General features: G+C 38.3%; 27 protein-coding genes and 1 pseudogene. 9 read left to right on the top strand and 19 right to left on the bottom strand.

The genetic code is table 11. The features are described from left to right. Positions 1 to 127: 127 nt before the first annotated feature. Positions 128 to 1,087 (bottom strand): annotated as a pseudogene (locus DYD17_RS11030) (accessory Sec-dependent serine-rich glycoprotein adhesin); the annotation flags it as partial. A 434-nt stretch (positions 1,088 to 1,521) separates the two neighbouring features. On the opposite strand from DYD17_RS11030, the gene DYD17_RS00940 reads away from it, so the two are divergent. The 5 genes from DYD17_RS00940 (at position 1,522) to DYD17_RS00920 (ending at position 7,359) form a co-directional block, all read left to right on the top strand. Then, positions 1,522 to 3,042, top strand: a complete 1,521-nt coding sequence (locus DYD17_RS00940) for a helix-turn-helix domain-containing protein (protein WP_160147942.1) — start codon at positions 1,522 to 1,524, stop codon at positions 3,040 to 3,042. Between the two features lie 431 nt (positions 3,043 to 3,473). Continuing rightward, positions 3,474 to 4,169, top strand: coding sequence for a CPBP family intramembrane glutamic endopeptidase (locus DYD17_RS00935; RefSeq protein ID WP_003049317.1), 696 nt, complete (start codon positions 3,474 to 3,476; stop codon positions 4,167 to 4,169). Positions 4,170 to 4,861: 692 nt separating this feature from the next. Further along, positions 4,862 to 5,734 (top strand): Hsp33 family molecular chaperone HslO, encoded by an 873-nt coding sequence (hslO, locus tag DYD17_RS00930; RefSeq protein WP_115246856.1) that lies wholly within the window; start codon positions 4,862 to 4,864, stop codon positions 5,732 to 5,734. Beyond that, positions 5,721 to 6,698: a tRNA dihydrouridine synthase DusB gene (dusB, locus tag DYD17_RS00925; RefSeq protein ID WP_003049311.1), complete on the top strand. Its 978-nt coding sequence runs from the start codon at positions 5,721 to 5,723 to the stop codon at positions 6,696 to 6,698. The genes hslO and dusB overlap by 14 nt, the downstream gene beginning before the upstream one ends. Before the next feature lie 19 nt (positions 6,699 to 6,717). Continuing rightward, on the top strand, positions 6,718 to 7,359 hold the full coding sequence (locus DYD17_RS00920) for a deoxynucleoside kinase (protein WP_003049309.1): 642 nt from the start codon (positions 6,718 to 6,720) through the stop codon (positions 7,357 to 7,359). A gap of 135 nt (positions 7,360 to 7,494) precedes the next feature. Here the strand turns inward: DYD17_RS00920 and DYD17_RS00915 are convergent, their stop codons facing one another. Next, a complete protein-coding gene (locus DYD17_RS00915) occupies positions 7,495 to 8,298 on the bottom strand; it encodes an ABC transporter ATP-binding protein (protein ID WP_003049305.1) in 804 nt (267 codons plus the stop codon). Between the two features lie 303 nt (positions 8,299 to 8,601). On the opposite strand from DYD17_RS00915, the gene DYD17_RS00910 reads away from it, so the two are divergent. After that, a complete protein-coding gene (locus tag DYD17_RS00910) occupies positions 8,602 to 9,831 on the top strand; it encodes an IS110 family RNA-guided transposase (RefSeq protein WP_115252513.1) in 1,230 nt (409 codons plus the stop codon). A gap of 92 nt (positions 9,832 to 9,923) precedes the next feature. Here the strand turns inward: DYD17_RS00910 and DYD17_RS00905 are convergent, their stop codons facing one another. The 4 genes from DYD17_RS00905 to DYD17_RS00890 form a co-directional block, all read right to left on the bottom strand. Beyond that, positions 9,924 to 10,808, bottom strand: coding sequence for an ABC transporter permease (locus DYD17_RS00905; RefSeq protein WP_003049302.1), 885 nt, complete (start codon positions 10,806 to 10,808; stop codon positions 9,924 to 9,926). A 40-nt stretch (positions 10,809 to 10,848) separates the two neighbouring features. Then, on the bottom strand, positions 10,849 to 11,808 hold the full coding sequence (locus DYD17_RS00900; protein WP_115252512.1) for an ABC transporter substrate-binding protein: 960 nt from the start codon (positions 11,806 to 11,808) through the stop codon (positions 10,849 to 10,851). 29 nt (positions 11,809 to 11,837) lie between these two features. Beyond that, a complete protein-coding gene (locus DYD17_RS00895; protein ID WP_115252511.1) occupies positions 11,838 to 12,800 on the bottom strand; it encodes an ABC transporter substrate-binding protein in 963 nt (320 codons plus the stop codon). A gap of 509 nt (positions 12,801 to 13,309) precedes the next feature. Beyond that, positions 13,310 to 13,705 carry a single-stranded DNA-binding protein gene (locus tag DYD17_RS00890; protein ID WP_003060482.1) on the bottom strand — a complete coding sequence of 132 codons (396 nt, stop codon included), beginning with the start codon at positions 13,703 to 13,705 and terminating at the stop codon, positions 13,310 to 13,312. A gap of 77 nt (positions 13,706 to 13,782) precedes the next feature. Between DYD17_RS00890 and DYD17_RS00885 the strand changes: the two genes are divergently transcribed. Continuing rightward, positions 13,783 to 14,511, top strand: a complete 729-nt coding sequence (locus tag DYD17_RS00885; RefSeq protein WP_115252510.1) for a class I SAM-dependent methyltransferase — start codon at positions 13,783 to 13,785, stop codon at positions 14,509 to 14,511. A 139-nt stretch (positions 14,512 to 14,650) separates the two neighbouring features. Here the strand turns inward: DYD17_RS00885 and ytpR are convergent, their stop codons facing one another. Genes ytpR through DYD17_RS00870 form a run of 3 tightly spaced genes read right to left on the bottom strand, consistent with a single transcriptional unit; the run spans position 14,651 to position 15,894 of the window. Continuing rightward, positions 14,651 to 15,277, bottom strand: coding sequence for a YtpR family tRNA-binding protein (ytpR, locus tag DYD17_RS00880; RefSeq protein ID WP_115252509.1), 627 nt, complete (start codon positions 15,275 to 15,277; stop codon positions 14,651 to 14,653). Between the two features lie 18 nt (positions 15,278 to 15,295). Beyond that, a complete protein-coding gene (locus DYD17_RS00875; RefSeq protein WP_115252508.1) occupies positions 15,296 to 15,613 on the bottom strand; it encodes a thioredoxin family protein in 318 nt (105 codons plus the stop codon). Continuing rightward, a complete protein-coding gene (locus DYD17_RS00870; RefSeq protein WP_277997749.1) occupies positions 15,610 to 15,894 on the bottom strand; it encodes a DUF4651 domain-containing protein in 285 nt (94 codons plus the stop codon). The genes DYD17_RS00875 and DYD17_RS00870 overlap by 4 nt, the downstream gene beginning before the upstream one ends. A 558-nt stretch (positions 15,895 to 16,452) precedes the next feature. On the opposite strand from DYD17_RS00870, the gene pepA reads away from it, so the two are divergent. Next, the gene (gene pepA / locus DYD17_RS00860; RefSeq protein WP_003049281.1) at positions 16,453 to 17,520 is read left to right on the top strand and encodes a glutamyl aminopeptidase; all 1,068 of its coding nucleotides are present in this window, start codon (positions 16,453 to 16,455) and stop codon (positions 17,518 to 17,520) included. Between the two features lie 46 nt (positions 17,521 to 17,566). Continuing rightward, on the top strand, positions 17,567 to 18,343 hold the full coding sequence (proC, locus tag DYD17_RS00855) for a pyrroline-5-carboxylate reductase (RefSeq protein ID WP_003049280.1): 777 nt from the start codon (positions 17,567 to 17,569) through the stop codon (positions 18,341 to 18,343). A 138-nt stretch (positions 18,344 to 18,481) separates the two neighbouring features. Here the strand turns inward: proC and DYD17_RS11025 are convergent, their stop codons facing one another. The 10 genes from DYD17_RS11025 to comGC all read right to left on the bottom strand — a co-directional run bounded on the left by DYD17_RS11025 (position 18,482) and on the right by comGC (position 24,240). Next, positions 18,482 to 18,919: a hypothetical protein gene (locus DYD17_RS11025; RefSeq protein ID WP_003049278.1), complete on the bottom strand. Its 438-nt coding sequence runs from the start codon at positions 18,917 to 18,919 to the stop codon at positions 18,482 to 18,484. A gap of 17 nt (positions 18,920 to 18,936) precedes the next feature. Then, positions 18,937 to 19,542, bottom strand: coding sequence for a CPBP family intramembrane glutamic endopeptidase (locus DYD17_RS00845; RefSeq protein ID WP_236593264.1), 606 nt, complete (start codon positions 19,540 to 19,542; stop codon positions 18,937 to 18,939). A 155-nt stretch (positions 19,543 to 19,697) separates the two neighbouring features. Next, the gene (locus DYD17_RS00840; protein ID WP_003049274.1) at positions 19,698 to 19,904 is read right to left on the bottom strand and encodes a helix-turn-helix transcriptional regulator; all 207 of its coding nucleotides are present in this window, start codon (positions 19,902 to 19,904) and stop codon (positions 19,698 to 19,700) included. Between the two features lie 309 nt (positions 19,905 to 20,213). Next, entirely contained in the window at positions 20,214 to 21,410 is a 1,197-nt protein-coding gene (locus DYD17_RS00835) for an acetate kinase (RefSeq protein ID WP_003049273.1), read from the bottom strand. Between the two features lie 58 nt (positions 21,411 to 21,468). Beyond that, positions 21,469 to 22,422: a class I SAM-dependent methyltransferase gene (locus tag DYD17_RS00830; protein ID WP_115246884.1), complete on the bottom strand. Its 954-nt coding sequence runs from the start codon at positions 22,420 to 22,422 to the stop codon at positions 21,469 to 21,471. Between the two features lie 62 nt (positions 22,423 to 22,484). Then, complete coding sequence (gene comGG / locus DYD17_RS00825; protein WP_255312519.1) at positions 22,485 to 22,814, bottom strand: competence type IV pilus minor pilin ComGG; 330 nt, start codon at positions 22,812 to 22,814, stop codon at positions 22,485 to 22,487. 22 nt (positions 22,815 to 22,836) lie between these two features. Beyond that, on the bottom strand, positions 22,837 to 23,277 hold the full coding sequence (gene comGF / locus DYD17_RS00820) for a competence type IV pilus minor pilin ComGF (RefSeq protein WP_003049266.1): 441 nt from the start codon (positions 23,275 to 23,277) through the stop codon (positions 22,837 to 22,839). Then, a complete protein-coding gene (comGE, locus tag DYD17_RS00815; protein ID WP_003061797.1) occupies positions 23,258 to 23,554 on the bottom strand; it encodes a competence type IV pilus minor pilin ComGE in 297 nt (98 codons plus the stop codon). Before comGE ends, comGF begins: the two co-directional genes overlap by 20 nt. Then, positions 23,511 to 23,939 carry a competence type IV pilus minor pilin ComGD gene (gene comGD, locus DYD17_RS00810; RefSeq protein WP_115252504.1) on the bottom strand — a complete coding sequence of 143 codons (429 nt, stop codon included), beginning with the start codon at positions 23,937 to 23,939 and terminating at the stop codon, positions 23,511 to 23,513. Before comGD ends, comGE begins: the two co-directional genes overlap by 44 nt. Continuing rightward, complete coding sequence (gene comGC / locus DYD17_RS00805) at positions 23,914 to 24,240, bottom strand: competence type IV pilus major pilin ComGC (RefSeq protein WP_115246891.1); 327 nt, start codon at positions 24,238 to 24,240, stop codon at positions 23,914 to 23,916. Before comGC ends, comGD begins: the two co-directional genes overlap by 26 nt.

Below are 24,240 nucleotides of genomic sequence, written 5' to 3'. Positions count from 1 at the left end.
ATTTCTCATTTAGAATTCCCGCAACAGTAGAATGACGTAGAGGATTAGCATATGTTACTTTAGTTTCATACACATGTTCTGTTTTACCTACTCTTATAAGAACTCTTTCTAAGTCGCTACTATTTTTAACAACTCTATCATCAATATGTATAGAAGAATCTAAATGTGCTTTTACATTGGTAAGATTTTGAGTAAATGTATAAATAATCTTATGCTCTTCAGCATTATAACGACCTGTAGCAATAGTTCCATAATTAGTTACAATTTCATCAACTTCAAAATTATCTTTAGTTATTCCCTGAGTATCAATATTACTTGACAAATCGATTTCAAAAAAATCACCTTTTTTAAAGTCTTTAATATTAAAATTTAAAGTAAACCTTAATGATTCTCCTTTATCAATTAATAGTTCGCTCTGTGTTTGATTTTCTTTTTCTGGCAAAATAGAAATTGTTACATTCTGCAACTCATTCGTCACATCTTTTCCAACTACCATCGCTTCAGCTTTTGGCAGCTCCAAAGCTTCCATCGGCAAGGGCTCCATCTCTGGTTCTTCGCTCACAGATCGTACTGCTCTTGGTTGAATAGCTCTTGTTAGTTCAGTTTCCGAGGATAGAGCAGCTTCCGATGCTGAAGTACTTTCACTGCTGGACAAAGACTGTGATTGACTAACTGAGGTAGACTCAGAAGCTGATAATGAGGTGCTTTCTTGACTTTTTGCTTCAACAGTTGTCACTGTAACTGGATTGTCTTCAGTAGCAGTCATAACAACAGTATTTGCAGTTGCTAAAGGCTGGACTCCCTCTGTTGTAACTTCTTCAGCCATAACCTGATCTGCCATAATCACTGAGCCTCCAAGCATAGCCCCAGTGGCAGCTAACCCTTTTAAGAGGTTAATAGCGTGCGAATGGTTTTGGAATTCAGTTTTTCCCTCCTGAATCTTCACTTCTTCCGTCGAAATGCCTTTAAAAAGACGCAATAGTCCAATGCTGGACATAACAGTACGTACCCATTGCTTGCCCGACTTATGCATCTTAACGCGCGTTTTTCGGGAAGACTCTTCCAAATGATAGTGTTTCTTTAACATCATGTTTCTCTCCATAAACATTCCAATAGTCAATAATCATATTTCCGTCTACTCATGGTGCTAGTTATTTTCAAAGCAAAATAAAAAACTCTGCTTTCCATAGTTATCTAACATTTCAAAGACACTATAGAGAAGTAAAGCTAACGAAGGATTTTGCCCTAATAATATAACTTTAAACTGGCTACCTTGTCGAACGAATATATTTTGACTATTCTAACCCATAGAGAAAGCTATTTCCATATTGAAAATAATTTATTTTCTCAATTTTTAAGTTTTTTAAAGGTTGTTTTGAGAAATTTACAGTTCTACTACGTCAGTAATGTTTCTAAATATTACAGGATTCCAAATCCATTTCTTTGATTTTTTAATGCTTGCCGACTATAATCTTTATAAATATAGTATTTTTCTTAGTAAGAAAAGAGAGGGAGAGAGTCTTGCTAGAGAATCATTACATTGAACAAACCGTCAGAGATAAAGTATTATTAGTAACGCTTTTTTTTAATGCACCATCCATTTCCATACAGGATATTCGAGACGCGACTGGTTTATCCGATCAACAAGTCCGTCAGTATTGTAAAGAGCTGAATCAACTCTTTGAAGATAAACTGATGATTAATCTCAACAAAACCAGCATACAGATTGAGGTCTTGGCACTATGTCCGATTGAAGATTTTTTGTACCCTTTGTATAATCAATCAAAAATTTTGCAATTACTCCGATTTTTCGTTACGAATCCTATCCAGAATGGGATGTCTCTGGCTCAATTTGCTAAAACACAATTTATCTCGACTGCTTCTGCCTACCGTCTTAAAGACAGTTTATTACCTTATATTGAAAAAATTGGACTAAGCATCGAAAAAAATAGTATTGTCGGAGATGAGTACCGTATTCGTTACCTGATCGCTTTTTTGCAGACTAAATTTGGTATTGAAGTCTATCAATTAAGTCACAAAGATAAGTTTATCATTCGTCATTTTCTTTTTAATGGTATGACTAATCTTAGAGCCTCACATTTATTATCTGAGACCTTTATTTTTTATGATGTTCTTTTAGCTCTGTCCTGGAAACGTCACGACAAAGACGTTTTTATCCCCGAATCACAAATTCTCAACGAGTTAAAAGAAATATTTATCTACAATAATTTGGCTACCAGTATTCGGGAAATTATTCAGCCTCACACAGGAATGACGTTTGGTCAAAATGACTTAGATTATCTCTTTTTAATCTACCTGACTGCCAATAATTCCTTTGGCGCAAAAAAATGGTCCCTTGAACACTCTTTAAAAACACGTACTATCTTTGAAAACAATCCTAACTTTCAACAATTATTACAATCTATTCAGAAGCTCTCACCATTATTTGACAAAAATCACCCCGAGTTAGTTAGAATTTTAATTTATTTTTCTGTATACTTTATCCTTAACTTACAACATCTCATACCCGGACACGTGCGTTTTCCTTCTCATTACTACACAGGTAATATTGAAGTTTTTCAAATCATCAATCAAACGATTACACAATGGCTACTTAGCATAGGGATTAAAGAATCTAATCAACAGCATCTCTTTTTACTCTGTTATCACTTAGAACAGTTGCTCAAAAATGCCTTACCACCTATTACGATTGTTCTTATTACAACTAATTATATCAATATTGATCTTCTCAAGAATATTATCTCCTCACAAATTTCAACTAAAAGTGTTGCTTTTCACTCCTTTCATCTTTTAACAGATGATATTTATAAAGTGAAGAATCTGAATCCTGATCTCGTTATTAGTGACCAACGCCTTCTTCCGTTTATCAAGAAAGAACTAGCTTTCAATGCATTAACCCTTGATTGCTCTTATGCTGACGTTAATCGTTTTACTACCCAATTACAGAAGCATATCTTGCTACTTAAAGAGGAAAAATATGCGAAAATCATCGCTGAACAATTGACATCGTCGGCAAAGTAAAAAGCTCTTCTCCACTGATAAGATATATCTCTAGTATGAGTTCAATAAAGTAACTACAAAGTGAACTGAAACCAAAACTAATATGACCCTTACAATTATTGGATATTGGATCATTTAAACCTGAAATCATTAGAGACATTGAAACTTCTTATGGGTTAAAATTTTTTATTTGTCATCAAAATAATATGCTTCACTAGATGGATCAATCATCCTAACTAATATGACTCGATAGCTATTTTGTCATGTTTTAGCTTATCTCACCATTTATAATCCAAAATTTTCTAAGAAAAAACTTAATTATGTTGTGAATTATCTTGACAAAATGAATATAAAATGAAAAAATAATATTGAAATGGTTCAGATATCTGAAAACCAATATTTAAATGTTTAAAAAGGTGGTGAACAAGACTCAATCTATACTGAGTTAATTTATGATGAAGAAACTATACAAAATACCTGTTGCATTTATATTAATTATGGCGATAGCAATGTATATCACCTATCATATTTATGGAGTCAGCTACGGTGACCCTAGATTCTCTCATACATTTTTACCAACATATTTTATTTTAGTCCCATTTTCGATATTCACTTATTTCAAGTATAAGCAAAACTTGGGCAATCATAAACCCAGATACCGTTTGTTTATGACTATGTTTATCCCAGTCATTTTACTTGGAATATTTACAGTCATTAACAAATTTGAATTGTCTATGGTATTTTTGATACCTTTAATAGATGGTATTTTTGTTGGTATATCAGAAGAGTTAGTTTTTAGAGGTATTGTCTTCACTAATATAGCAAAAGAAAAAGGCATATTTAAAGGTATACTAATATCAGCATTAATTTTTTCTTTACTCCACAGTATTAATGTCCTAGGTGGCCTATCAATCTCTTCAATGATTGCGCAACTAGTTAGTACCTTTTTAGCAGGCATCTTCTTTGCAGCTGTCTATAACTATACTAAAAGCATCACGTTATTAGTCATTTATCACGCTGTTTGGGATTATATACTTCTTACTGATGTAGCTCAATCGTTTTCATTTATTGGAAATAGTTTTCTCTTATTAACTATTTTAGAAGTGATAATTGCTATCACCCTTTTAATAAGATATAAGTCAGAATAATCACAAGCTTCAATATAGACCTTTTTCTACCAATCATTGTATAGATAAACATTTGTAGAAAATAAAAGTCATGAAGCCATATTAGAGACCACTGCGAAGTTGTCTCAATCCATTTCATAGAAACATAACATGAGGAATTGCTCTAAAATTGAAGTCAATTCCTCATTTTTTGAGAAGAAGCTACTTCTAATTTATCAAGATTATTATTCATTTTCATCATGAACATAACTGTCCTTGCAGAATTTTTCACTATTTTATAAATATAATGATCTTTAAAGTCAGGAGGAACCCTCATAAAATCTTTACGGTTAGCCAACACATGTCCTGTAGTAGTTGTGATTGATTTTCAAGACAATAAAACCAATCATTTTCTCTTGGATAAGCAATGTTTACACTCATCCATTACAAAATATAACTCAATAGCTGATAGCTCTGATAGGTGAGGAAAAACACACCTATTGTTTTTAAAGTTAATCATTAATCCTTATCCAACTCATCTGTGACAATAAAAGAGTAAAACTTTTTCTAACGTCTAATGCTCTTAATATCATAGAATACGCTTCAACGCCCGCTTTTACCTCATTTGAGAGAGACTTATTAATCTATCAAAAACTAGCGCTATTATCGTTCTCAAACAAATTTTCAATTAATTCATACTCAAGAAGCTAGAGCTTTATGCTATAATGTAAGCTATGGATAAAATTATTAAATCAATTTCTCAATCAGGTGCTTTTCGGGCTTATGTTCTTGATAGCACTGAAACAGTTAAATTGGCCCAGGAAAAACATAATACCCTATCGTCGTCAACAGTGGCTCTTGGTCGTACCTTGATTGCCAATCAAATATTAGCAGCCAATCAAAAAGGCGACAGCAAGATTACGGTTAAAGTAATTGGTGATTCTTCCTTTGGACATGTTATATCTGTAGCAGATACTAAGGGACATGTAAAGGGTTACATTCAAAACACTGGCGTTGACATAAAAAAAACAGCAACAGGTGAAGTGCTGGTTGGTCCTTTTATGGGCAAAGGTCATTTTGTAACAATTATTGACTATGGAACAGGTAATCCCTACACCTCTACAACGCCTCTTATTACTGGGGAAATTGGCGAAGATTTTGCCTATTATTTAACCGAATCAGAGCAAACACCCTCTGCTATTGGGCTTAATGTGCTTCTCGATGAAAATGATAAGGTCAAAGTTGCTGGCGGATTCATGCTACAAGTGTTACCTGGGGCTTCCGAAGAAGAGATTGCTCGCTATGAAAAACGCCTGCAAGAAATGCCTGCCATTTCTCAACTACTAGCTTCTGAAAATCATGTGGATGCCCTTTTGGATGCCATCTATGGAGATGAACCTTACAAACGTCTTTCTGAAGAACCGCTAAACTTCCAATGTGACTGTTCTAGAGAACGTTTTGAAGCAGCCTTAATGACTTTACCCAAAGCAGACTTACAGGCCATGATTGACGAAGATAAGGGTGCTGAAATTGTCTGCCAATTCTGCGGCACCAAGTACCAATTTAATGAAAATGATTTGGAGGCCCTCATCAATGACAAAACTTAATTCTTCCTTTACAATCGGTAATGTGGAAATCCCTCACCGTACCGTACTTGCTCCCATGGCTGGTGTGACCAATTCTGCCTTCCGTACCATCGCTAAAGAATTTGGTGCTGGCTTAGTGGTCATGGAAATGATTTCCGAAAAAGGACTTCTTTACAACAATGAAAAAACCCTTCATATGCTCCATATTGATGAGAATGAACATCCTATGTCCATTCAATTATTTGGTGGTGACACAGAAGGACTGAAACGTGCAGCTGACTTTATCCAAACCAACACCAAGGCCGACATTGTTGATATTAACATGGGTTGCCCTGTTAATAAGGTCGTCAAAAATGAGGCTGGTGCTAAGTGGCTCCGCGACCCTGATAAGATTTACCACATCATCAAGGAAGTCACATCTGTTTTAGATATTCCACTGACTGTTAAGATGCGTACTGGCTGGGCTGACAGTTCGCTTGCCGTTGAGAATGCCCTTGCCGCTGAGTCTGCTGGCGTATCTGCTCTTGCCATGCATGGTCGTACCCGTGAACAAATGTATACAGGAACCTGCGACCATGAGACATTGGCCCAAGTTTCTAAGGCTATCACTAAGATTCCATTTATTGGAAATGGGGATGTCCGTTCCGTCCAAGACGCCAAATTTATGATTGAAGAAATCGGTGTGGATGCTGTGATGATTGGCCGCGCAGCCATGAACAATCCTTACCTTTTCACTCAAATCAATCATTTCTTTGAGTGCGGACAAGAATTGCCAGATCTTCCCTTTACCAAGAAACTTGACATCGCCGAAGAACATCTTAGGCGTCTAATTAAACTAAAAGGTGAAACCATCGCTGTTCGGGAATTTCGTGGTTTAGCACCACACTATCTTCGTGGAACAGCTGGTGCTGCCAAAGTTCGGGGAGCTGTTTCACGCGCTGAGACTTTAGCTGAGGTTGAAGCGATTTTTGCACAAGTACGCTAAAAATATTAGAAGGAGACACATGTTGATTGTACTAGCAGGAACAATTGGGGCAGGCAAGAGTTCTCTTGCTGCTGCACTAGGAAATCATTTGGGAACTGAGGTATTTTATGAAGCAGTTGATAACAATCCTGTGCTTGATCTTTATTACCAAAATCCTAAAAAATATGCCTTCTTGCTTCAAATTTTCTTTTTAAATAAACGGTTTAAATCAATTAAAGAGGCTTATCAATCTGATAATAATATTCTTGATCGTTCTATTTTTGAAGACGAACTTTTCTTGAAACTAAACTATAAAAATGGCAATGTTACCAAGACAGAACTAGAAATCTACCAAGAGTTACTTGAAAACATGCTTGAAGAACTAGAGGGCATGCCTAAGAAACGTCCTGACCTCCTTATCTACATCGATGTCTCTTTTGAAAAAATGCTTGAACGCATCGAAAATCGGGGTCGAAGTTTTGAGCAGGTTAGGAACAATCCTGAACTCGAACAATATTATCACCAAGTTCACGAAGAATACCCAACTTGGTATGAAGACTACAAGGTATCTCCAAAGATGAAAATTGATGGTAACTCTCTTGATTTTGTTAAGAACCCAGACGACTTAGCAACTGTATTACAAATGGTTGATGACAAACTCAAAGAGTTGGATCTCTTATAATCGTCCTCTGCTAGGAGTGGAGACCAGAGACAATCATCCATCCTACCAAAACATAACTAAAACCCTCTGCTAATTCTAAGGTTAGCAGAGGGTTTTTAGCTATTAGACAAGACTCCCAACTTTTCCTAAAGCAGATTAACCTAGAACAAGGGCGTCATCTGTCAATACTTGGCCACTATTTTGATGGAAGAGTTCCATCAACTGGGCAACTGTTAAGTTTTTCTTTTCGTCCCCTTTCACATCGACTACAATTTTCCCCTGATGGAGCATGACCAGCCGATTGCCATAATCAATAGCATTTTCCATATTGTGAGTAATCATAAGGGTCGTTAGGCCATGGTTCTCGACGATTTTTTGAGTCAATTCCATGACCATCGCACTAGTTTTAGGGTCAAGGGCAGCTGTATGTTCGTCTAAGAGTAAGACTTTTGGCTTTTCCAATGAGGCCATCAAGAGAGTCAAGGCTTGGCGTTGACCACCTGACAAGAATTGGGTATCTACTTTCAGACGGTTCTCTAAATGTAACCCTAATTCTTTCAAGGCTTCCTTAAATAACTGACGGTCCTTGTCTTTCACTCCCCAACTTAACCCTCGTGATTTGCCTCGACGATGAGCAATAGCCATGTTTTCTTCAATCGTGAGACGTGAAGCTGTTCCCATTTTAGGATCCTGAAAGACTCGACTAATATCCTTAGCACGTTTTGAGGCTGGTAATTTCTTGATGGATTGACCATCTAGTAAAATATCGCCTTGGTCAATAGGGAATGTTCCAGCTAGAGTATTCATGAGAGTAGATTTACCAGCCCCATTGCCTCCAATGATGGAAATAAAATCCCCTTCTGCCACATCTAGAGATAACCCTCTTAAAACATGATTTTCATTAATGGTTCCTGCTTCAAAGGTTTTGTGAATAGCTTGAATGGATAATCTCGTCGTCATAATTATAATTTATTCCTTTCGTTTCACTCAAGGCATAACACTGAATAAAAAGGTGTTACGCTCTTTATTTTTGTCTATAATAACAGTGAGATGCCCTATCACTACTACAAATCACGGGGAGGAGAGTAAGTGAGTAGTTCAGCTACTACCTCGAATAATTATAGGTGTGGTTCTTCCTATCAAGCACAACTAACTGTGACTAAGAGCACGTAAACTTATACTTGGATAAGCGACTCGTTTGTGAAAGGGAAGAGCAGTCAAGGGATAGGAGCTTCTCTACTTTTGAGAAAGGAGTTTCCTCCTATGTTAAAAATCGTTTATCCTAATTGTTGTGGAATTGATGTGCATAAAACTTTTGTCGTAGCAGTTATTGCCATCACCAATAATCAAGGAATTACTGAGTACCATCGTAAACGCTTCTCCACCTTTACCAATGGACTCACTCAGCTACGTGATTGGTTGGAATATTATTCCTGCTTCGATGTCTGTATGGAATCTACTGGTAAATACTGGATTCCTGGTTTCAATATCCTAGAAGAACAGACCAATGTCTGCTTAGCTCATCCCAAATATGTCAAAGCTATTCGAGGAAAGAAAACCGACAAGAAAGATGCGCAATGGATAGCCGACCTTTTCAAGCATGATTTAGTTGCTTCTAGCTTTATTCCCCAGCTCAAAATCAGACAACTCCGTGACCTTTTCAGATATCGCATGAAGCTAACACAACTTCAGGTTGGCGAGAAAAATCGGTATCAGAACTGTCTCACTTGGTCTAATCTTCAAATTGCAAGTGTCGTTTCCGATGTTTTCGGAAAAAGTGCTCAAGCTATTATTAAGAGCATCCTTGACAATCCACAAGATAAACCCAGTATTGAGCAACTGGTTCACAAGAGAATGAAGAATAAAGTCCAAGACTTTGAAATCGCTATGGAAGGTGCTTTAACACCTGAACAAGCTGAGAAAATCAGAGTTATCAAAGCTCATTATGATGCCTTAGCTATCTGTAAAGAAGATTTGGAACAGATGATTCGGGAACTGGGACAAGACTATCAACATCAAGTAAAACTAATTCAAACCGTACCTGGTTTCAAAGAAGACTTATCTGCTCTCAGAATCATCTCAGAAATTGATTGCGATATGACAGTCTTTGATTCAGCTGCCAAACTGTGTTCCTGGGCTGGACTTGTCCCTGCCAACAATGAAAGTGCTGGGAAAAAGTTTTCTACGCGCATTTCTAAAGGGGGAAAATACCTGAAACCTTTCCTTGTTCAAGTCGCAAACGCTGTTGTCAAATCTGATAAGCATCCAGAATTGAGAAACAAGTATCTTAAACTCAAGAAACGCCGTGGACACCGAAAAGCAATTATCGCTATCTGTCGCAGATTACTGGTTTCTGTGTACCAAGTGCTACGGAAAAAAGAAGACTACAATCCTGTTTTACAAGGACTGACCCAAATACGAAATCCTGATAAAACGATGTCTGTTCAAGACGCTGTTCGTTTTGCACAACAGCACGGATTCAATGTCGCTTAATCTCAAAAATCAGGTTTCAACACCTCTTTTTAGTGCGCCCAAAATCAGGATAAACAATAAATCAATTAGCTTTTATTTTTTTCAAACTTCTCCTATCCTAATTTGGGTTTACGAATGTTCAATTTCTTTTGCAATTCTGGGACAAATAGCACGGTTGCTAGCAAAATAGCTGAGAAAAGTTTTACTAGATCGGCATCCATGCCTGGAATAGCTAGAATAGCCAAGATAATCAAACGGTAAACGATTGATCCCAAGACAATGGAAGCTAAGCGCCAACCAATGCTCAAATTGCGAATCATGACTTCGGCAATGATAATAGAAGCTAGACCTATAACAATCGTTCCTACCCCTGCATTTAAATCGGCGTAGCCATTATTTTGACAAAGAAGAGCACCACACAAAGCAATTAAACCATTGGACACCATGTAGCCAAGCATTTTCATGTGTTCTGTCTTAATGCCGTTTGATTCACTCATAGGAATATTATCCCCTGTGGAGCGCAGCGCCAAACCAATTTGGGTTTTCATCAAAAGGGTTAAGAGAGCAATCACCACTACTGCAAAGAGAGCACCAATAATCATCACCGCCGCAATCTTAGTAAATCCCATATCGTAAAGTTGCGTTACCAAGGTTTTTTGTCGAAGAAGGGCCACATTGGCCTTGCCTAAAACCTTGAGATTTATGGAATAAAGTCCTGTCAAAGTGACAATCCCTGTTAACAGAGCTGGAATTTTTAATTTGGTATGAATAAGTCCTGACACCAATCCTGCTAATAGGCCACCTCCAAAAGCGAGCATGGTTGCTAACAGAGGGTTTAAGCCTGAGACGATACCTGTCGCACAAATAGCTGCGCCCAGAGGATAAGAACCCTCAGCCGTCAAATCCGCAATATCCAAAATACGGAAAGTGAGGTAAACACCAATAGCCATGATAGACCACAGTAAACCTTGAGACAAGCTTGATAAAACGAGTGACATGTTTTCTCCTTTATAAATTTATCTAATGGTAATAGCTTTCTTAATCTGCTGTTAATTGTGACACATCAATATTGAGGGCTTTAGCCATCTCTTGATTAATGTGCAATTCAACTGTTTTAGGGTGTTCAACGGCGAGATTAGCTGGCTTTTCCCCTTTTAAAATTTTGACTGCCATTTTCCCAACTTGTTTTCCAAGACTCTCGTAGTTAGTACCGTAGGTTAGCAAGCCTCCAGCATCTACCATATCTGTTGACCCACCGATAATGGGAACTTGATTGGCAATAGACAGTTCTCCCAACATGGTCATGGTTGAGGCAACCGTATTATCTGTTGGAACAAAAATAGCATCTACATCTTTCATCAAGCTGTTAGCCGCATCTTGCACATCATTGGAACTAGAAATGCCTTTTTTGACAACCTGATAGCCCGCCTTGGTCATGAGTTTTTCAGCTTCATTCACCTGAACTTCTGAGTTACGTTCGCTAGTAGTGTATAATATTCCAATTCTTTTAGCCTCGGGAAGGGCCTGACCAAGCAAGTCAATTTGCTTGTCTATTGGTGCCTGGTCGCTTGTTCCTGTTATCAAGCCTCCAGGTTTTTTAATACTGTCCACTAAATCAGCTGATAGGGCATCTGTTACTGCCGTAAAAACAACTGGTGTTTCTGTTGATACAGTTGCCAAAGACTGGGCAGCAGGGGTTGCGATAGCCAAAATCAAATCATTTTTAGAAATCAATTGTTCTGAAATAGTCTGTAGGTTGGACTGGTCACCTTGAGCATTTTGGTAATCTAACGTCAGGTTTTTACCTTTTTTATAGCCCTCAGCCTCTAACTCCGCCTCAAATCCCTTACGGGCTGAAGACAAGGAATCATGCTCCATATACTGCAAAATACCTACGTGAATATCCTTCTGGTTAGCCACTTGGTCTTTAGTAGACCGGCAAGCAGCTAGTGTTAGCGTCGCTAATGCCATGATGACGAGATAATAAACTTTTTTCATCCTCTTCTCCTATCTGTTTAAAACTGATTCTATTTCCCAAGTGCTTTGATGGCTTGGGAATCCATCCCCAATGCTTTTGCCATGTCGTCATTAACGGCAATTTTAGCCTTTTCAGGTTTCGCTACCTTAATAGTTGCTGGACTTTTCCCTTTTAGAATAGCTACCGCTTCTTTGCCGGCTTGCTTCCCAATAGCTTTGTAGTCTACTCCTGATGTAAACAGAACAGCTGATAGGTAAGAATCGTCGCTTCCCATAGAAGGCACCTTGGCTTCTTTCAGAATATCACCGATAGTGCTGGCTGTAGAAGCTACAGTATTATCTGTCGGTAGGTAAACGGCATCTACTTGATTAGCTAAGCTCGTCATGACTTGTTGCACATCATTAGTTGTGGTAACCGTCTTAACAAGAACCTTGAGCCCCTTTTTCTCCAGAGCTTTCTTAGCTGCTTTGGCCTGTACTTCAGAATTCACCTCGCTTGAATTGTAAAAAATACCAACGGTTTTAGCTTGTGGCAAAGCCTTTGTCAATAAATCAATTTGCCCAGCTACATCTGTGGCATCAATTGATCCTGTCATATTCCCACCTGGCTTAGCCAAAGAATCCACTAGGCCTGCTGAAACAGGATCCGTTACTGCCGTGAAAACAGCTGGCGTCTCTTGATCGCTATTTAACAAAGCCTGAGCAGCTGGTGTAGCAATGGCAAAATTCAAGTCATTTTTACCAGCTAACTGTTCTACCATGGTTTGGAGGTTTGCTTGATCCCCTTGAGCATTTCGAGTTGTCACTGTCAGCGTTTTGCCTTCCTTGAAACCTCCTTCTGCCAAGGCTTCAATAAATCCTTCACGCGCAGCATTTAAAGCAGAGTGTTCTGCATATTGAATAATGCCGACCTTAGCTGATTGATGGGCCTGCCCTGCCTCCTTGCGACAAGCAGCCAGTGATAAAGTTGCCAAGCTTATAAAGGCGATGAGTGATGCTTTTTTAAATCCCATGTTATTTCCTCTTTCTTTATTGCATAAAAATAAGACCATTTAGAATTACCTAAATGGTCTTATACACGTGCAATGGTATAACAAAATACGCGCTGTATGGTGTCCACTTAGATATATCATCTATGCGGACAAACAACTCAAACAGCCATAGCCTCATAGATACAAACGTAACGTTTACCGTGTTTGTACCCATGTTTCCCATGTCTACAAACACTATCTAAAGAAGCTATAGTAATAACGCTTAGTCATCGTATGAGTTGTGCTATTTGATACCATATCAGCACCTCCTGTTTTCTTTCGTCTTAATTGTTTAACATTCTAACCCTTTTTTTAAACACTGTCAAGACTTTTTAACTTATTTTTTGTTATTTATGGAATTTTCGGTTTCTTGGTAATATTCTAACAATTGATAAAAAGAGCTGACTCAGAAATATTTTTAGAGCATTCAACTCGTAAAAAAGAGACCTTTTCAAATAATATTACACCTCTAAAGGATTAACTACACCTGCTTAAAAAGGCAACTCCTCCTCTTCTAGAACCAGATCTACCAAGTCATTGGCGACATTATTTTCTCGCATCGCACGCTGAGCACGACTTTCTAATAACTGAAAAGACTGGCATAGCACTTCTGTCACATAATGCACTTGCCCATCTTTATCATATTTGCGGGTTCTAAGTTCACCGTCAATAGACATCAAACTACCTTTGCTAGCATAAGAAACTAAGGTTTCTGCTAACTTTCCCCAAACAACAACAGAAATAAAATCTGCTTCTCGCTCTCCTGAAGCATTTTTAAATCTTCGATTAACAGCCAAAGAGAGACGTGCTACATGCTTATCGGTAGCTGTTTTTACCAATTCTGGTTTAGCCACCAAACGACCGATCATAATCACTTTATTATACATATCAACCTCCTTACCTTATTATTCGTAAAAACTATGGTAAAATAAATAATATCTTAAACTAAAGAAAAGAACTGCTAATGACTGCTAATCTTGAAGCTTATAAAGACATGTTACAACAACCATGGAGTCGGTTAATGTACGATATTATTTTTGCGCAACTAGGCCATCATCAGAATCAGCACGTATTGGACTTTGGAGCAGGTTTTTGTCTGACTGCCGAACATCTAGCTGCCAACAATCAGGTCATCGCTATTGAACCAAATTCTGATTTACTTTTTGCACATACCCAGGACACTATTACTAAAATAAACGGTTCTCTTGAAAGTCTTCACCACTATGCTGATAACACCTTCGATCTGATTATTTGCCATAATGTCCTAGAATATATTAGCCCCGAAGACCATCCTGTTTACCTAAAGGAATTTGAACGCATCTTAAAACAAGGTGGAACATTGTCCCTGATTAAGCACAATCACGTTGGAAAGGTTCTTCATTCTGTTGTCTTTGAAAATGACTGCCAAAAAGCCATGCAGTTGCTAAATGGAGATGCTTTTGAAAGTCTATCTTTTTCTGATGGACAAACCTTTAGCATTGAAGACCTCTTGTCAAAAACACAACTACCCCTGCAGCATTACTACGGCATCAGAACCGTCTACGAATTGCAACCAAATGCTTTTAAAACGACTGAAGGATGGCGAGAAAACTTGCTTGAGATGGAATTGGCTATTTGTGACCTAAAACCCTATAAAGACATTGCTTTTTTACAACACTTAATCCTAAAAAAGAACAAAACTAGCTTTAACTAAAAAGTCTAAGAAAATCCAATCTTACTCATTAATCATTAAAGACTAATGATAAGGCTGGTTTTCCTAGACTTATTTTTGTGCTTCTAAAACTAATCATTGATGACAACGACTTTCTGTCATTATTGCTCAGCTGATTCATTTAACCTTTCCAATGTTTAGCTGGGTCAAAAGCTTCCCCTACTACAGCTGACTCATCAAGTTCAATAATGCCACGTTTTTGTGGTGCATTTGGCAAGGCCAACTCACGAGGAGAGCACATCATGCCATAACTTTCTTCGCCGCGCAGTTTCCCTGGGAAAATCAAACTCCCACTTGGCATCATAGCACCTGGTAGGGCAACAATCGTTTTTAAACCAAGTGCAGCATTTGGTGCGCCCGCTACGATTTGAACCGTTTGATTCTCACCAATAGCCACTTGGCAAATATTCAAATGGTCGCTATCTGGATGAGCCACCATCTCAACGATTTGACCAACGACAAAAACAGGTCCCGCAGTCGGTTCAAGTCTTTCTGAAAATCCTTCTTTAGCCAATTCATCATTTAAAGTAGCCACATCTTCATCAGTTAAAAAGACTTGCCCATTACCAGTAAGGGTAACTAAACTCGACGCGTCAAAGATATTCCAAGCAAGGGTTTTGCCGTTTTCCTCTGCAAAAACACGAGCCACTTTCCCTCTACGTTCCACTTGACGTTTCATAGTTGTTGTCTCTTGTGAGATTACCATCAACACGTCGCCAACTTGCTCTTTATTGTATGCAAAAATCATGTCATTCTTCCTTTTCTATTAATCGTAAGCCGCTAAAAAATGAGTAATCTCAGCCTTGGTTTTTCTCATTTTGTTAACCAGACGCCCTACTTCCTGACCTTTTTCAATCACGACAAAACTAGGAATACCAAAAATATCCCACTTTTGTGCCACTTCCATAAACTGGTCTCGGTTAACGCGCACAAAGGTCATATTGGTATGTTCTGCCTCAATATCTGGCATCACAGGATAGATAAATTGGCAATCTGGACACCAATCAGCTGTGAAAAACAAAACCAGTTTACCTTCATTTTCAATCAATCCTACTAGTTCCTCATAAGTGCTTGGCACAATCATATTCGTTCCTCCTCAACGCTAATCTGTCCTCTATCATAAGTGTACGTGTAGTGTCTACCATCTGCCATGACCACGCCACCTGAAACCTGAGCTACTCTAGGCAATTTAGGGGTTACATATAAAACGTCAATGTGTCCCAAGTTTGAAAAAAAGGCACGCAAGTCCCTTGTGATGTGCTGACGTTCTTTTTCTTGATAATAGTCATTTATCATTAATCCAAGACCTAGGACAAGCCCTGCCCCCAAGAGGCCTGAAATGATACCTGTTTGCTTTTTGTTCATACTTTTCATTTTATCACAAAATAGTTTAAATGGGCTAGCCCAAATTCAAAAAGAGAGGCTAAGCTACAAGGAAAAATAATATTTTTATCTCTTTAAGACTTGACAAAGAATACAAAAGCAATTAAACTTAATTTATAATGATTAAGTATAGTTTATTTATTTATTAACTATACCGCAAAAATTAATTGATAGAAGATGGAAGGTTACTTTATGACCCCATTATCCTTACTTTTCGCCAGTGGAGAGTCTTTTCGCATCGTAAGCGCCCTACTATTCTTACTGACCAGCCTTTGCTTTATCATTTTGATAATTACCTTGCTTCCTAAAAAAACAGCTTATGGCAAAAAGGTATCTCCCCTTCATAGAAATCCTAGAGAGTTTTAATCTCTAGGATTTTTGCTTAGTGTTAACATCATTTCCCCTTACTGTGAGCTTTCTGATTATTTTTTCTCCAGTCTCCATCCTTGAAATGATCATCCATTCTTACCTAAAAAGTGGTAGAATATAAGATAGACGACAAGCATAGACTTGTCTAAACCCTTATTAATGGAGTAACAGATGACAGACTTATTTTCAAAAATCAAAGAAGTGACAGAATTAGATGGCATTGCCGGCTATGAGCACAGTGTCCGCGATTATCTCCGTACAAAAATAACCCCACTGGTTGACCGTGTTGAAACAGATGGCCTCGGGGGCATTTTTGGTATTAGAGATAGTAAAGCTGACCAAGCACCCCGTATTTTAGTGGCTGCTCATATGGATGAAGTCGGGTTTATGGTGAGTGACATCAAAGCTGACGGCACACTGCGCGTGGTTGGTATCGGTGGCTGGAACCCACTTGTTGTCAGTTCACAACGGTTTACTCTCTACACCCGTACTGGACAGGCTATCCCACTGATCTCAGGATCAGTACCTCCTCATTTTTTACGTGGGGCAAATGGCTCTGCTAGTCTACCAAATATCGAAGATATTGTGTTTGATGGTGGTTTTACAGATAAGGCAGAAGCTGAAAGCTTTGGTATTACACCGGGAGATATCATCGTCCCTCAATCTGAAACTATCCTAACAGCTAATCAAAAAAACATCATTTCAAAAGCTTGGGATAATCGCTATGGCGTCCTCATGGTAACAGAAATGCTTGAAGCTCTAAAAAGACAAGACCTTAACAATACCCTCATTGCAGGAGCAAATGTTCAGGAAGAAGTTGGCCTGCGCGGAGCCCACGTGTCAACCACCAAGTTCGACCCTGAATTATTCTTTGCGGTGGATTGCTCCCCTGCTGGCGATATTTATGGCAATCCTGGAACAATCGGAGAGGGCACCTTATTGCGCTTTTACGACCCAGGCCATGTCATGCTCAAGGATATGCGTGACTTCTTACTCACAACGGCTGAGGAAGCCGGCGTAAGTTTCCAATACTATTGTGGTAAAGGTGGTACCGACGCAGGAGCAGCACATCTTCAAAATAGTGGCGTTCCATCTACTACCATCGGGGTCTGTGCACGTTACATTCACTCTCACCAAACCCTCTACGCTATGGATGATTTCGTAGAAGCACAAACCTTCTTACAAGCCATTGTCAAAAAACTTGATCGCTCAACCGTTGACTTAATCAAACGTTATTAACAGTCGAAGACCAGGTGTATCACAACTATTCACAAGGAGTTGCAACATGAAAATTGGCATTATTGGTGTTGGCAAAATGGCTAGCGCTATGATTACAGGCTTAAAAAAAACACCACATGAACTGATCATCTCTGGATCTTCCTTGGAACGGTCTAGAGAGATTGCAGAGCAGTTATCACTTAGTTACGCTTCATCTCATCAAGAGCTTATTGATCAAGTAGATCTCGTTATTTTAGGCATTAAACCTCAGCTGTTTAACGCTGTTCTCCACCCACTCCATTTTAGACAGCCTATTATCTCTATGGCCGCTGGTATTTCGCTCCAAGACCTAGCAACCTTAGTAGGGGAAGACCTCCCTTTACTACGTATTATGCCAAACATGAATGCTCAAATTCTCCAAAGTAGCACTGCCCTTACTGGAAATGCTTTGGTCTCCAAGGAATTACAAGCAAGCGTGCAGGAGCTAACCGATAGTTTTGGCAGCACTTTTATCATTGACGAAAAAGACTTTGATACCTTTACTGCTCTAGCAGGATCAAGCCCAGCTTACATTTACCTCTTTATTGAGGCCTTGGCCAAAGCCGGGGTTAACAATGGTCTTCCTAAACCAAAAGCTCTTGACATTATTACCCAGACTGTTTTGGCGAGCGCCAATAACCTTTTGGCCAGTCAACAAAGTCCTAATGACTTTATTGACGCCATCTGCAGTCCTGGAGGAACGACTATTGCTGGGCTGATGGAATTAGAACGCCTCGGCCTCACAGCCACTGTCAGCTCTGCCATTGACAAAACCATTGATAAGGCTAAACATTTACAAAAATAGGTGCTACCAAGCACCCTACTTAGCAAAATACCCCGTTCAAGGATAACTCATCTTCTTGTTAGACAATACAGCTAACAAGGAAGTTGAAGCAGTCTCAAACAGGGGTGTTTTCGCGTCTTTAAAATGTTCAAGATAGGGTTACATTTTTTTAGAAACCCAATGTCTAAGGAATAAATAAAGATAAGCCAAAATCAAAGGCAATTTATACGACACAAGGTCTCGAATAGTTAATTGGGGGAAGAAAAAGTATAAAGCAATAAAAAGATTAATGATTACGTAAAAGCAGTAAACCTGTGTCTGTTTTCGAATGGCACGGTTACGCTCATCATGTAGAGCCACCAAATAGTTTTTTAAATCAGTAGGTTCTGTAAACACATAAAAGAAAAAAGTTGAAGCAATCAAAAACAAAGGGGCAAAGAAGAAGAACAGAGTTCCCTGTCTCATATTTCCACGTGTCATTAACCAAAGACCCCAAGTCGCGGATAAAAAGCCTAAAGCAACCAATACATGGCCAATTCGAGTATAGACCTTTTCCCAATACTGGCATTTTTGTTTAAGTGAAGGTTCCTTTTTCATACCTCAATCTCCTTATTTTAAGAAATCATCTTTGTCACAAAAGTAATCAATATCAGGGCTATGCCGTTATTCAAAAAGTGAATCAACATGACGTGTTCTAATTTTTGTGTTTTTCGATACACAAGCCCCAAAATAAGCCCCATACCAACATAAATAATCCAGCTTCCAAAATCAGTGGGCACATGAATAAGACCAAACATGAAACTGCTAAACATCAGACCTATATAGGAAGGTCCAAATGATTTATCATATAGTAAACCACGAAAAACAATTTCCTCAACAATAGGAGCCACAAGTCCTACCAAAGTTACCAGAAGAATCGGATGCATTCCCACCCCAAGAATCGCCGATTGATTCACTGTATTAGCCTGTTGGCCTTTCTCAATGACTAAAATCATTTTACCGATAATCTGAACAGCAAATAAGGAAACAAGTCCTAACCCAATCCATAGCCAACGATACTCATCCTCAGAAACCCTTTTATTGCCTAACAAACCAAGCTTTTTCCCAAAATAAAAAACAACTGTTGCGATTAGTAACAAAATACCTGTGATGATGAGAACCTGTCCAAAAGGCTGTCCTTTCCTAATCCATAAGGTTAGCAGCTGTTCCAATACTATCACTATCAGAGCTAGCAAATATTGTTTTTAACTTAGTAACATATCCCGTTGTCAACCTAATTTCCTTATGCATTTTCTAAAATAAATAGCTAGACTACTGGAAAACATTCCCCAAATATAGTAACTAATAAAACTCTCCTTGTTTTTTCGCTCCACCGCTAATCACTCTCTTCTTGATCAAACAAGAAAATTTCTTCTATGCTTAGTTGAAAAAAAATAGCAAGTTTATAAGCTAACTCAAGAGAAGCATTATATCTACCTTTTTCCAAAGAAATAATCGTCTGCCTTGTCACACTCATAGCATCCGCTAGTTCTGCTTGGCTAATATGTCTAGCTTTACGGAGTTCCTGAATACGATTATCCATATCATCCTCCAAAAATTATGTCAAGTTAACTTTACATTTATAGTATAGTTTCCTTTACATTTTTTGTCAATACTTTTCTCGCTTATTTGTCATTTTAAAATAGTGTTACTGAAAATCAACTTCTAATTGTCTGGAACCGTAGTTCTTTTTATCAGATTTCCCTCTCAATGTACCACCTTAGATATCTTTCCTCACTACTTGGCTGTAATGATAACAGCAACGGGAAATCATTTGAAGACTATCAAAAAACCAAGTAGGGAAAGCAATGACTTTACCTTACTTGGTTAATCTATTGAGACTTAGTCTCTTTTATTTTGTATTTTTTAAACGTTCAACGTCACGCGCAATACACAATTCTTCGTCTGTGGAGATAACAAGCACCTTCACTTTTGACTCAGGAGTTGAAATGTCACCACGGTATCCGAAAACATTTTTCTCAGGATCAATGTCCATTCCGAACCACGTTAAGCCACCAATAACATCTTGACGCATCAACGGTGCATTCTCACCCATACCAGCTGTAAAGACCAAAGCATCTGCCCCATTCAAAACAGCAAAGTATTGACCGATGAATTTTTTAATGCGATCAATGAAAATATTGTAAGCTAAAACAGCATCTGGATTGTTTTCTTGTAGGCCAGCCTCGATATCACGCATATCGCTGGAAATACCTGATACTCCTCCAAGACCTGATTTTTTGTTTAACATATTAACAACGTCAGCAGCGTCTTTTAACTCTGGGTCTTGCTCAATTAAATAAGGAATGATAGCTGGGTCAATGTCACCAGAACGTGTTCCCATCATAGGACCAGCTAATGGAGTGAATCCCATTGAGGTATCAACTGATTTACCGTGGTAATTAGCTGTAATTGAGACACCATTTCCAATATGAGCAGTAATTAGTTTTAATTCTTCTAATGGACGACCAAGCATTTTTGCAGCTTCTTCTGCCACATATTTATGACTTGTCCCATGAGCTCCATATTTACGAACTTTATAATCCGTATAATATTTTTGAGGGATTGGGTAAAGGTAAGTATGTTTTGCCATGCTGGTGTGGAATGATGTGTCAAACACACAAACACTGGTAATATCTGGCAAAATATCACGGAAGGCACGAATCCCTGCCGCCGCTCCAGGATTGTGAAGTGGAGCTAAGGCTGATAATTCTTCAACTTGTTCGACAACAGTATCGTCGACAACAACTGATTCTTTAAAATATTCACCACCTGCGACGATGCGGTGACCAACACCTGTAATTTCATCATAAGCAGCGATAATACCAAAATGAATCAAATCATTCAACAAGATTTTAACGGCTTCGGTATGATCGTGAATATCAAGAATTTGCTCTTCTTTTTTACCATCGTACTTAACAGTTGAGATAGAGTCTTTGAGACCAATACGCTCAATGATTCCTTGTGCTAACACTTCTTCTTCTGGCATCTGATAAAGTTGCCATTTTAAACTAGAACTACCTGCATTAATTGCAATTGTCTTTGACATTTTTAACCTCTCTTGAAATCGTTTTCTGTGATGCTATTTTATTATAACAAAAAATCAGTTAATTGACATTATCCTGTTTCCATTTTTTGAAATTTTGCATAAAGTCATGAATATTCTCTGCAAGTTTCAAGTCTCGAATAGGATAAACAAAGGTTTCCGTCGGATGGTCTGTCTGCTTTTGCAAGACAATAATGGACTTAGCATTTGAGGGATGACCAAATATAGAATCTGGTAGAGTAATCAAGGCCACTACCTGGGCATAGCCAGTTAACCAATTTTTCAACAATTGGCTCTGAGAGCTTGTTAACAAATTGACAGGTGCCAAGAAAATGGCAAAACCATCTTTTTTCAAATACTTTAAAGATTGTTCCATGAGTAAATGATGAGCATAGGTGTGTTCCTCAGAACTAGCTACCTTATAGCGCTTAGCAATGTCATCATTAGGATAATAACCCACTGGCAAGTCACTGATAACAACGTCGCTTTCTTTTAACAATTGCGGTCTTACCGCATCTTCTTGAATAAAACGAGCTGAAGAGTCCATTACTTCAGCAATACTTGCTGATAAATCAATTAAGAGGTCATCAAGTTCAATCCCTACATAATCAAGTTTCTTACTCGTATTATTGAGGAGAGTTTGTGCTAGATTTCCCGTACCACTGCCAATTTCAAGGACTTCTAGGCTATCTTTGTCACTCAATTGTTCCAAAAGATACAGCAGAATGAAACCAATAGCATCTGGCGTGAACTGATGGTTTGCTTGGAGCTGCTCAGTCTGAGCTGCCTTAATAAAAATAAACTGGTAAGCTCTACGCCATTCTTCTTTAGTCAGGTGTAAGGCTTTCAGTTTGTTAATGTTCTGGGCAACTTGAGGACTAGCTCCCTCAGCACCTAAATAAAAAGAGTTTTGCTCAACGATGGCATCATAAATATGTGTTTTTAGATCGTTTTCAATCAGTTGACTATTCTCTAAAAGTAACTGATAGGCTTCTTCAATTTTTTCAAAATTCATATACCTATCATATCAGATTACACCTTAAATGAAAAGGAATCCTGATCTTAAATCCCCTAAGTTTATGGAGAAAGAGTCCCGTCTGATAATAGGATGCCTCGACTCGCATTCTCCTTGGATGGCTGTTTAGTATTTCTCGGGTAGTAAAATTGGTAGTGCTTTTTTCGACCAAGAGTGACAGTCATTACGTGTTGATTCTTATTAAAACGTGACGTAACCACTCCTCCTTCAAAGACAACGCGCTCAACGTCTTGATTTTGCGTCTGATAAACCATTTCTGCCATTAACCTTGCTCTCACATAGGCTGTCTGAGCTTGGTATTCTTTATGACAATAAGAGATTTGATAAAGATAGACCTGCAAAACCAACATAAAAACACAAGCCATAAACATGGTATACAACAGTATCCCTGCTTTAAGGTTGGTCTTGAAACGCATAGTAGAAGGTCCTTTCTAGTCCACTTTTCCAGTGAAGGGTAATACGAATACGAGACTGTTCTGCTTGTATATGACTATGAGACAGACCAAACAGCATGGGTTGATAACCTTGTCCATTGCCTGCCGATTTTCGAAAGTCATGGCTTTTAAATTGTCCTAAAACTAGTTTTTTCTTGCCTTTTTCAATATATAATTTATTGTTTTCTACTTTGTGAAATCGCACTCCACTTAACTCTTCTCGTAGCTGCTGGGAGAATAAAAGCCAATGGTCTTGATCATGGTTGGTAAGGTAGCGACTGTGGCTAAGGAGTGTTTTGGTCAACCCTTGATACACTAGAAGAGAACCTGATATCACCAGCAAGGCAATCAAAGCCTCTAAAAAAGTAAATGCTTGGACCCTACCTGTCCTTTTTTTCAATTCTAATAACCTCTCCTTCCTGATCCCTAACGATAAGTGTTTTTTCTGTGCGTGAAACCGTCAGACGACAATCATTCATATTGAGAGATGCTTGACCAGTTTGTACCGCCATCAGAGCTAGGTTGAGCTTTTCTTGTTGGCTGCGATAATATGTCAACCTTGTCTGACTTTGCTTCAAACTTGTTAGAACCAGTATGACAATAGCCACGAGGAGGCCTGTTGCCATGACACTCTCAAGAGCGATGTAAGCTTTGACTTGTTTTTTGATAATTTCCACTCCCTAGATAAAATTGATAAGTTACCCGTTGATCAGTCGTCTCGAATATTATCTTTGCTAAAGAATGATTTCCTCCCATTTGATCAATAACCAATTGCTGACTATTCTTAACCCTTATCGACTCAGGTATTGTTAACCACTCCTCTGCCGCTAGCATTTGTTTCGAAGAAATTGTCAAAACTCGTTGATCATGTTCCAAAATAGCCAACTTTTGTTGGTGACGATAAAAGTGCTCAAAACGAGTGAAAAAAAGCTGTTCCTGAACCCTTCGATAACTACTTGTCACAGGCACAGATAACCCCAAGACAATAAAACTTGTTACTGATAGCGTTAATAAGCTTTCAAGCAGCGTATAAGCTTTAAGGTTTAAGACTGGACTTTTCATTGGTATGTTTTTCGTAATAGTCTGTGTAAGCTTTTACCTGTTTATCTGTAATACTGCCATCGTTCTTCAACTGTTGTAAACTTGGTTTTGATCCTTGCGATAATTCATACAACTCTGCTTGATTCTCCACTAATTTGACAACAGCAGCATTTCCTGTTTCGGTAACCCTATCTTTTTGTTTGCTTAAATTAGGTACAAATAAGAGCATTAAGACACTGATGACTAAAATCACCAGCAACATTTCTAGAAGTGTGAAAGCTTGTAGTTGGTATTGCCGTAATGGTTTCCATTGGTTTTTCAT

This window comes from Streptococcus dysgalactiae subsp. dysgalactiae, from assembly GCF_900459225.1.
Lineage (GTDB): Bacteria > Bacillota > Bacilli > Lactobacillales > Streptococcaceae > Streptococcus > Streptococcus dysgalactiae.
Note: the sequence above shows the minus strand (reverse complement) of the source record. Positions and strands in the feature narration are given on the sequence as shown.